We start from the raw sequence: 740 nt of genomic DNA, 5'->3' as shown, positions 1-740 counted from the left end.
CTCCGGGGGATTGCCGAACAGGCCGATCGATGAGACGGCGGCGTCCGCATCGCCGATCGCTTCGCGGATTTCGCCCGCCAGGCGCTTTAGGTCCTTGCCGCCCAGCGTCTGCCAGAAAAAGGGCTGGATGCTCTCGAAGCCGAGCGGCAGGATCTGTTTCACATAGGCGGCCGGGTCGTCGAGATTGGCTCGCACCATGGTGCCGATCCTGATGTCGAGAAGCGGGTTCGGCATCACGGCGTTTCCTTTGCGATTGCGACGCGGCGTCCGGTCTCTGCGCTTTCGATGGCGCCAAAGACCATGGCTAGGCTTTTGATGTTGTCGGTGCCGCGCGTCTCCGGTTCGGTGCCGGTCTCGATCGCGCGCATGAAATCCTGGATGATGCCGAGATGGCCGTCGACTCTGTCGGCCGCGTCGAGCGCCGGCACCTCGATCGACTGGGTCTTGTCGATGATACCGTCGCGGCCGGATGCAACCACCTCGGCCTTCAACCCGTCATGCCCGTCCCACAACAGGCTGCCGCGCTCGGCGACGATGCGCCAGCTGCCTTCCCAACTCGTGCGGAAACCGTCCGCGCACCAGGAGCCGGCATAGGTGAAGACCTTGCCGCCGCCGAAATCGAACACCGCGCTGGCCGACGAGCCCTGACGGTACCAGGAATTGGCAGGCTCCCACTCCTGGCAATAGACGCCGGCCGGTTCGCCGGCGACCATGTAGCGGGCGGCGTCTATTGCCAGGAG

Annotated in this window: 2 pseudogenes; both read right to left on the bottom strand. The window is 65.1% G+C overall.

The features are described from left to right. Window positions 1-237: pseudogene (locus EOA60_RS35590) on the bottom strand (sugar phosphate isomerase/epimerase); the annotation flags it as partial. Continuing rightward, window positions 234-740, bottom strand: a pseudogene (locus tag EOA60_RS35585) (gfo/Idh/MocA family oxidoreductase); the annotation flags it as partial. The pseudogenes EOA60_RS35585 and EOA60_RS35590, both read right to left, overlap by 4 nt.

Source organism: Mesorhizobium sp. M1A.F.Ca.IN.020.06.1.1, assembly GCF_004023265.1.
Taxonomy (GTDB): domain Bacteria; phylum Pseudomonadota; class Alphaproteobacteria; order Rhizobiales; family Rhizobiaceae; genus Mesorhizobium.
Note: the sequence above shows the minus strand (reverse complement) of the source record. Positions and strands in the feature narration are given on the sequence as shown.